6 protein-coding genes and 3 pseudogenes are annotated in these 6,740 nt (G+C 59.0%); 2 read left to right on the top strand and 7 right to left on the bottom strand.

The window, feature by feature from the left end; genetic code table 11:
- Positions 1-78 precede the first annotated feature (78 nt).
- Entirely contained in the window at positions 79-1,374 is a 1,296-nt protein-coding gene (locus ILFOPFJJ_RS29645) for an IS701 family transposase (protein WP_173514102.1), read from the top strand.
- A 172-nt stretch (positions 1,375-1,546) separates the two neighbouring features.
- Here the strand turns inward: ILFOPFJJ_RS29645 and ILFOPFJJ_RS36595 are convergent.
- The 7 genes and pseudogenes from ILFOPFJJ_RS36595 to ILFOPFJJ_RS36590 all read right to left on the bottom strand — a co-directional run.
- Positions 1,547-1,723 (bottom strand): annotated as a pseudogene (locus ILFOPFJJ_RS36595) (DDE-type integrase/transposase/recombinase); the annotation flags it as partial.
- Positions 1,704-2,021 (bottom strand): IS3 family transposase, encoded by a 318-nt coding sequence (locus ILFOPFJJ_RS36075; protein ID WP_376741475.1) that lies wholly within the window; start codon positions 2,019-2,021, stop codon positions 1,704-1,706. The pseudogene ILFOPFJJ_RS36595 and the gene ILFOPFJJ_RS36075, both read right to left, overlap by 20 nt.
- Before the next feature lie 303 nt (positions 2,022-2,324).
- Positions 2,325-2,750 carry a hypothetical protein gene (locus tag ILFOPFJJ_RS29630; protein ID WP_173514100.1) on the bottom strand — a complete coding sequence of 142 codons (426 nt, stop codon included), beginning with the start codon at positions 2,748-2,750 and terminating at the stop codon, positions 2,325-2,327.
- The gene (locus ILFOPFJJ_RS29625; protein ID WP_028006006.1) at positions 2,747-3,298 is read right to left on the bottom strand and encodes a recombinase family protein; all 552 of its coding nucleotides are present in this window, start codon (positions 3,296-3,298) and stop codon (positions 2,747-2,749) included. Before ILFOPFJJ_RS29625 ends, ILFOPFJJ_RS29630 begins: the two co-directional genes overlap by 4 nt.
- Positions 3,299-3,439: 141 nt before the next feature.
- The gene (locus ILFOPFJJ_RS29620) at positions 3,440-5,008 is read right to left on the bottom strand and encodes a Y4lR C-terminal helical domain-containing protein (protein ID WP_173514099.1); all 1,569 of its coding nucleotides are present in this window, start codon (positions 5,006-5,008) and stop codon (positions 3,440-3,442) included.
- Between the two features lie 15 nt (positions 5,009-5,023).
- Positions 5,024-5,305: pseudogene (locus tag ILFOPFJJ_RS35420) on the bottom strand (Tn3 family transposase); the annotation flags it as partial.
- A pseudogene (locus ILFOPFJJ_RS36590) lies at positions 5,299-6,557 on the bottom strand (DUF4158 domain-containing protein); the annotation flags it as partial. The pseudogenes ILFOPFJJ_RS36590 and ILFOPFJJ_RS35420, both read right to left, overlap by 7 nt.
- Between ILFOPFJJ_RS36590 and ILFOPFJJ_RS34760 the strand changes: the two are divergent.
- A partial coding sequence (locus tag ILFOPFJJ_RS34760) for a hypothetical protein (protein ID WP_210267656.1) occupies positions 6,490-6,740 on the top strand: 251 nt, incomplete at its 3' end. The pseudogene ILFOPFJJ_RS36590 and the gene ILFOPFJJ_RS34760 sit on opposite strands and share 68 nt — an antisense overlap.

Raw genomic sequence — 6,740 nt, 5'->3', positions numbered from 1 at the left:
TAGCACTACTTTGGCACGTTTACGATTTGTTATCCAAGATGGATTGATGCTGAGCGCTCCGATGAAGAGGAGCGCGTCATGGTGGGGTGGCACGAGGAGTTGATGGACTGGCTTCAGCCGTTTCTGGCGCCGCTGGGGCACAAGCGGCGGCGCCGGATGTGCCCTGCCTATGTAGCGGGGCTGATCGGCCCTGGCGATCGCAAGAGCGTTCAGCCGATGGCGGCCCGAGATAGCGGCGTCAGCTATGACCAGCTTCATCATTTCATCGGCAGCGGCGTCTGGGATGCCTCTGCGCTCGAAACGGCCCTGCTCGTTGAAGCCGACAAGTTGGTTGGCGGCGACAATGCCTGGTTGATCATCGACGACACGGCGTTGCCGAAGAAGGGATGTCACTCGGTTGGCGTTGCGCCCCAATACGCCTCCGCGCTTGGGAAGACTGCCAACTGTCAGTCTCTGGTCTCGGTGACGCTGGCATCGCGCGAGGTTCCGGTGATGGTGGGGCTGCGGCTGTTTCTGCCCGAGACCTGGACGGATGATCAAGAGCGTATGGCGCGGGCCGGCGTGCCGACGGATCGACAGATCGCTCGGACGAAGCCGGAGATCGCGCTTGAAGAGATCGATCGTGTCATCGCCTCCGGCGTCCGTTTCGGCTGCGTGCTTGCCGATTCCGGATACGGATCAAGCGGGCCGTTCCGTCAGGCCTTGAGCGAGCGCGGTCTGCTCTGGGCCGTTGGCCTGTCGCGACGCCAGAACGTCTATCCGGCCGACGTTGCTCTGGTCTTCCCCGTCGCCAGCACCGGCAAGCGCCGCAAATACCACATTGCCGACCGGCCCCCGGTTTCTGCCGAGGCGATGTTGGCCGGCGAGAAATGGCAAAAGCTTAGCTGGCGCCGGGGCACTAAAGGCCGGCTGACATGTCTCTTCGCAGCCCGCCGTGTCCGGGTTGCGGACGGCCATAAGCACCGGATGCTCGATAATCGTGTGCAATGCATGCCTGGCGACGAAGTCTGGCTCGTCGGCGAGCGGCGGTCGACCGGAGAGCAAAAATACTATGTGTCGAACCTGCCGACCGATACCACCCTCAAGACGCTCGCGGCCACGATCAAAGCGAGATGGGTCTGCGAGCAGGCACACCAGCAACTCAAGGAGGAGCTTGGGCTCGACCACTTCGAAGGCAGGTCCTGGACGGGGTTACATCGACATGCCTTGATGACGATGATCGCCTATGCCTTTCTCCAATCCCGCCGCCTCAAGGCCGCGGGACGGAAAAAAAAGACTCACGGGTCCGCCACCACAACCGAGCATGCCGGCCGTCAGGCAAGCGATCCTCGACATCTTCGCACGGCCACCGCCGCTCCGATGCCCTCACTGTGACCTCCAGTGTCCCGGCCGGGTCGGTGCTCGGCGCAAACGAGTGGCTGAGCTCCGATTTTTGGACTTCATAGCAACCTCCTCTTTCAAGGTGTTGCGACGACCGGTTGAATCTGCCTTGAACGCCACGATCGGAATGATGCACGAGGCTCCCGGGCGCGGGCTGGCGATCGGTGATAGCCATCTCGAGAGCTTCGATGGCAAGGCTTGCTCTGAGATGCGTATCCAATGCCCATCCGACCACCCGCCGGCTAAACGCGTCAAGCACAACGGCAAGGAATGCAAACTCCTCAGCGAGATGAAGGAAGGTGATATCGGCAACCCATAGCTGGTTAACCCCATTGAGGATCATGCCCCTGGCGAGGTTCGGCACGACTTGCCAACCATGCCTCGAGTTGGTCGTTAGGAACAAAGGGTCTCGCGCGCAGGCGCAACAGATTGTCTTCACGCATGATGCGTAGAATGCACTTGTGGTTGACTTGCCACCCCTCACGACGCAACAGGGCTCCGATCCGGCGGTAACCGTAGTGCGCATTGCCGAGAGCCATCTTTTGAACGAGGTCTCGCAAACCTGTTTCGGCCCGACGAGGAGCCGAATCCAGCCAGTGACGGTAATAACTCGCGCGGCTGACGCCCGCGAGCCAGCACATTCGATCGATGTTGAATTCGCCTTGCAACAGGCCGGTCGTCATCTTTTCGATGACTTTGAAGATCCCGTTTCGCCAGGAGCGCTGCTCCGACGCTGATCTTCCTCGAAGTGCCGCAAGGCTTCGCGAAAAAAATCGAGATCGAGCTGCTGTTGCCCGACTTTCTGCTCCAATTCCCTGATCCTGCGCCTGGCTGCGGATTCCGACGATCGCGCGCATGCATTCCAAACTGATGCCGCGCACCATTCCAGGCCCCGTCGGCTCGAAGCTGGGATTTTGGCCAAGTTAAAGAACGATTGGTGAACGTCAGGGTTTGGCCTGAGCTTTGAGCAGCATGGCCACATTGTCGGCGGTGAACTTGAAGCCGCGGCGATCGGGAATACGCTCTACGGAGATAGGGTATTTGGGTCGTCGCGGATCAATGCCGGTGATGCGGAAGCGCTCACCGCCAGCGATAAACTCGCGCTCGAAGTCAGCAGCCTCCAGGCCGTACTGTTCGGCCAGCACGGCGAACATCTCCTTATCCAGATTGAGGGGCTTGCCATCTGGCGCGGGAATGCTGATGCGGAATGCAGGTTCGAACGAGAAGCCAGGCTCCAGGCCGCGCCACCCGGCGCTTTCGATGACCAGGCCGTGATCTGAAGCGATCTTTCTGCAAGCCTCAAGCATGCGGGCCTGGATTTGCTCGCAGGTGGCGGATGTCAAACGGGTGATGCGGTTGGCCTTGCTCATTCGGAAACACCTTTGCGGACCTGATAGACCGTGCCGCGCGATATGCCGAGATCGCGAGCGATCTTGCTGGGGCCTTGGCCCTGTTGCAGCCGAAGCAGGATTTCTGCGCGGTCAATCTTCGGTGGGCGGCCTTTGTAGATGCCACGTTTCCTGGCAGCGGCAATACCCTCAGCCTGCCGCTCGCGCCGCAGGTTGGTTTCGAACTCCGCGAAGACGCCGAGCATGTCGAAGAACGCCTTCCCGGCGGCTGTGGAGGTATCGACGGGCTGCTCAGTGGCAACCAGGTGCGCGCCCTTGGCCTTGAGGCGGTCGACTATCACCTGAAGATCGCGCAGAGATCTGGCCAGCCGGTCGATGCGGGTGATGACAAGGGTTTCGCCGGCATGGATGAAGTCGAGAATGGTCATCAGTTGCGGCCGACCTTCGAGCGATGCGCCACTTTTCTGCTCCTCGCGGATGACCTCGCAGCCGGCGTTCCTGAGCGCGGCGATTTGCGCCGCAAGGTTCTGGTCTGTTGTGGATGTCCGGGCATATCCGATACGAGCCATGTCCTATACCATGCAAACTGTTCAATTTGGGTGTGCCATCGCGTCGATTTGTTCGATATCTCAATCGGGACCCAAAATAAACAGGATTCCACAGCCTCGAACTGTTCATTGACGACGTTCACTACGGGTATACCCAAATACTCACCACGGAGATCCGCCGCCTGCGTCCAGTGTGGTCATAACGATGTCTTCCATAAGCGGGATGTCCTGTAGAGGATGCTTGTGCATCACGGCGAAGGCTGCGGCTGCCAGTGCTTTTGACATTCGCTCCTTCTTAGCCGATTTGAGAATGATCGCGGTTTGCAGAAATCGCCTCGCCCAAATGTCTCGCCGGCCTTCGAGAAAGGCCCAGATCCTTTTTTCAACAGTCCGCGCCGACCGAGAGCCCTGGATGATGCCGCGTGTTTCTCCTGTGTCTTCAAACCAGCTGTCGGTGAACGGGACGAGCGCGTCCAGTGCTGACGCATCGCGGAGCATCCCATTCAGCTCTGCCGCTGTCGCATCCTGGATTTCCTTTTGCGGATCGACGTGTTCCAGCAAAGCCTGCAGATTCCTTTCCTGGGGCCGCAATTGGCTCAGGCTGCAAGCCTCCATGACGTCAATGAAGCCTGGCGCTGGTGGGTGGCCGTGTTCCATCCCATCCGCCAGAGCTGCCTCCAGCAGCAGTTCGGCAGTCATTCGATCTATTTTGACGCTGTTTGCTTCCTGGCGGGCATAAGAGACGATGTTGGTTGCTTCGCGCTTTGAACGGCAACGAATGACAAAGGCATCCTTGATGCCGTATCCGGTCTTTAACAGGATCATCGCGACAAATGTCCGGGCTTGCAGTTTTCCGACAATCGTCAGGCCTTGTGCTCCAACACCGTCGGCGGTGGTCGCCATGATTTCGCTGACGATCGGCTCCGCTCTGTTTTGATTGGAAGCATCTGCAAAACCTTGTCGGCGAGCCAGCTTGCCGATGTCATCGATAGCCGCCCGGGCGGCACTCGCCGGCAACCAGCCACGAATAATCGGCAAATAGGATGCTGTTTCAGGCTGCAGCTCCCCGCGCATGAGCCTTTCTCGTAGGCCGGCAGCCACGGCCTCCCGGGTCAATGCTGCACCAGACACCAGCCAATAGAGCGCGCAGCGTTCCAAAAAGGGATTATCGAGGCTCATAAGATGATGAATAAACCCAGCTTTGGCCTCCTCCGGCATTCCTGCCGTCATCTCATCCAGGCCACCGAAGAACTCATACGCGCCGCCGCCTTCGGCCTCAACTTCTGCCGCTAAAACGGCAAGCACGCCATCAAGATCCGGCATCGGGACCTCATCGGCGGCACTTTCCCCCTCCGGATCGAGCATCAGTATGTCTGGCACGGGCAGACCGGCACGCCGATACAAGCCAGCGATTTTCAAACGGTGAAGCGGTTCGAAAGCGTCGGCGGCAATGCGAGCCTTGATCGCGTTCTCCGCATTTTCCAGGAAGGCCTTTCCATATGGGCTGTCATTCTCGATGCCCATTCGCGCCTCATCCAGCAGCAACCCGAACAATGTTGCCGCGTCCGGATGATCGTCCATGGACTGCATAACCTCAGCAACAATGGCGTCGCAGGCCATGCCATCGGCAAGGAGATCATGCTTTGCTCTCTCGAAGCAGAATTGGAACTGTGCCGACGACAACCCATGCTGGTAGAGAACATTCAGGCATGCTTCAGCAATCTTGACCATTATCGTCTCCAAAAATTATGCCGCCAGCCGATCAAAGTCGATCCGACTATTCAAGTCGAGATCGAAACGGCCATAAGGATTGACGTGACTGTAGATGAGCGGCGTGAGGCCACGATAGTCTTCCGGTGCCATCCGGCCGGCCCATTTCGGTTCCACCAGCACGGTCTGAAGCATGCGTGTGTTCACGTAGACCAGTGAAGCTTGCAGCAGGTGCAAAGCCAGAGCGGAGATTTCCTGTTCATCGACCCGGTTGGTGGCGATCTCGCCGCCCTTGCCGAAGAACACAAAGCCATTGGCGTGAGCACGCAAAGCTCATAGCTGATCCGGTTGACCCGACCGTCATCATCGATGACCGAGCTGCGCCATCTGGTTGGGATCACCGCGTCGATCGGCACGTCCTGCGCCGACACAAACCGGCATCCGTCATGCATCTTGCTTCTGATCCATTCCAATGCCGCCAACACCGGACGCCAGACCGTATTGTTCGACCGGAATTCCAGGACCGAGAGCAGGCTGGGCAACATGCGCCGGTAATGATTGGCCCAGGACGCCCGCATCACCTTATATATCCGCCGGTCGAGAGCGCCTTTCGCCTGGCTCTCCTTGATGATGGCCATGAGCTTGTCCTTCCCGACGATCGGGAAGATAACATCGCAGACCCGCCCCGCCGGTTCGTCGATCGAGGCGATGGCGATGTCGACCAGCAACTGTTCCTTGCCGTAAACGCGTTCGATATCCTTCGCGATCTCGCCGACCACCTTGCGTTTCGAGCGCGATCCGATCTTGCGTCCGTGAGCTGCGCTTGTCGTGACGAAAGATAGATCGCGTAGAGGCCGATCTGTTTGGCCGGAGCGTGCCGCCGCATCTCCCAGGCCTTTTCGCCGGCAACACGGCGAACGATCTGTTCCAGCCATGCCTTCCCCGTCGTCGCCAGGATATCCTGCGGCAGATCAAGCCTCTGGATGAAGGCGAGCTTTGCCGTCATGCCAAGAATGTTGTCGAGCGATGCCTGTCCAGCATCACCTCGCATCGTGTTGAAGCCGGTCAGACCGTCCGGATCGGTGATGGATCCTTCCAGCAATACGACGGCGCGTTCAGACAGACGAGCGCTGGTCTCGGCCACCAGGTCATCGAAATACCGCTGCCGTTGAGAACGCACCAGACGTTCCAGTTCTTTCGGCGACGGGCCATATATGCGCCGGTCCCGGCACCAGAGGAAAACCTCATCCAGCATTGCGCCAGCCGACTGCCCGGTCGGGCACAGCTCGGCAGCAATCCATAATGTCAGCGCCTCCCGATCGGCGCGCTTCAACCGCCGAAAGCCGAGATACTGCAATATCTCGGCGCAATGCCGGCGCGCGGTACGACCACCAAAATCGTATTCGCTCGGGGTATCGTCATCAAATCCAAGCTGCTCGGCCAGGTATGAGATACCATCGGCAGGGATTGCGCTGCGATCCTGTACGAAAAAGCCGTAGGCCATGAAAAACTTCAGCTGCGCCGCCAGCCCAAGGCGCGCCGATACCGGCTTGCCGGTTACAAATTCCATATCGGAAAAACTCAGGCTCCAGCGGCTGACCAAATCTTCATGCGAAAGGCTCAAGCTCGTCACTCCACTCCATAATTCGGAGCGAAATGTCGTTCCCCGGCAAGTTAAACGTCAATCACCGCGGCAGGGTTCCCACAACGTTCTTCAACTTGGCCAAAATCCCAGCTTCGAGCCGACAGAGCC

Origin of the sequence: Sinorhizobium psoraleae, from assembly GCF_013283645.1 — a bacterium.
GTDB classification, from domain to species: Bacteria; Pseudomonadota; Alphaproteobacteria; order Rhizobiales; family Rhizobiaceae; genus Sinorhizobium; species Sinorhizobium psoraleae.
The sequence above is the reverse complement of the archived record's forward strand: the minus strand, read 5'-3'. Positions and strand labels throughout refer to the sequence as shown.

Excerpts from the sequence above, each read along its gene's own strand:
- ILFOPFJJ_RS36075 (WP_376741475.1), bottom strand. The coding sequence starts at position 2,021 with ATGTGCTGGCTCGCGGGCGTCAGCCGCGCGAGTTATTACCGTCACTGG.
- ILFOPFJJ_RS29620 (WP_173514099.1), bottom strand. The coding sequence starts at position 5,008 with ATGGTCAAGATTGCTGAAGCATGCCTGAATGTTCTCTACCAGCATGGG.
- ILFOPFJJ_RS29645 (WP_173514102.1), top strand. The coding sequence starts at position 79 with ATGGTGGGGTGGCACGAGGAGTTGATGGACTGGCTTCAGCCGTTTCTG.
- ILFOPFJJ_RS29630 (WP_173514100.1), bottom strand. The coding sequence starts at position 2,750 with ATGAGCAAGGCCAACCGCATCACCCGTTTGACATCCGCCACCTGCGAG.
- ILFOPFJJ_RS29625 (WP_028006006.1), bottom strand. The coding sequence starts at position 3,298 with ATGGCTCGTATCGGATATGCCCGGACATCCACAACAGACCAGAACCTT.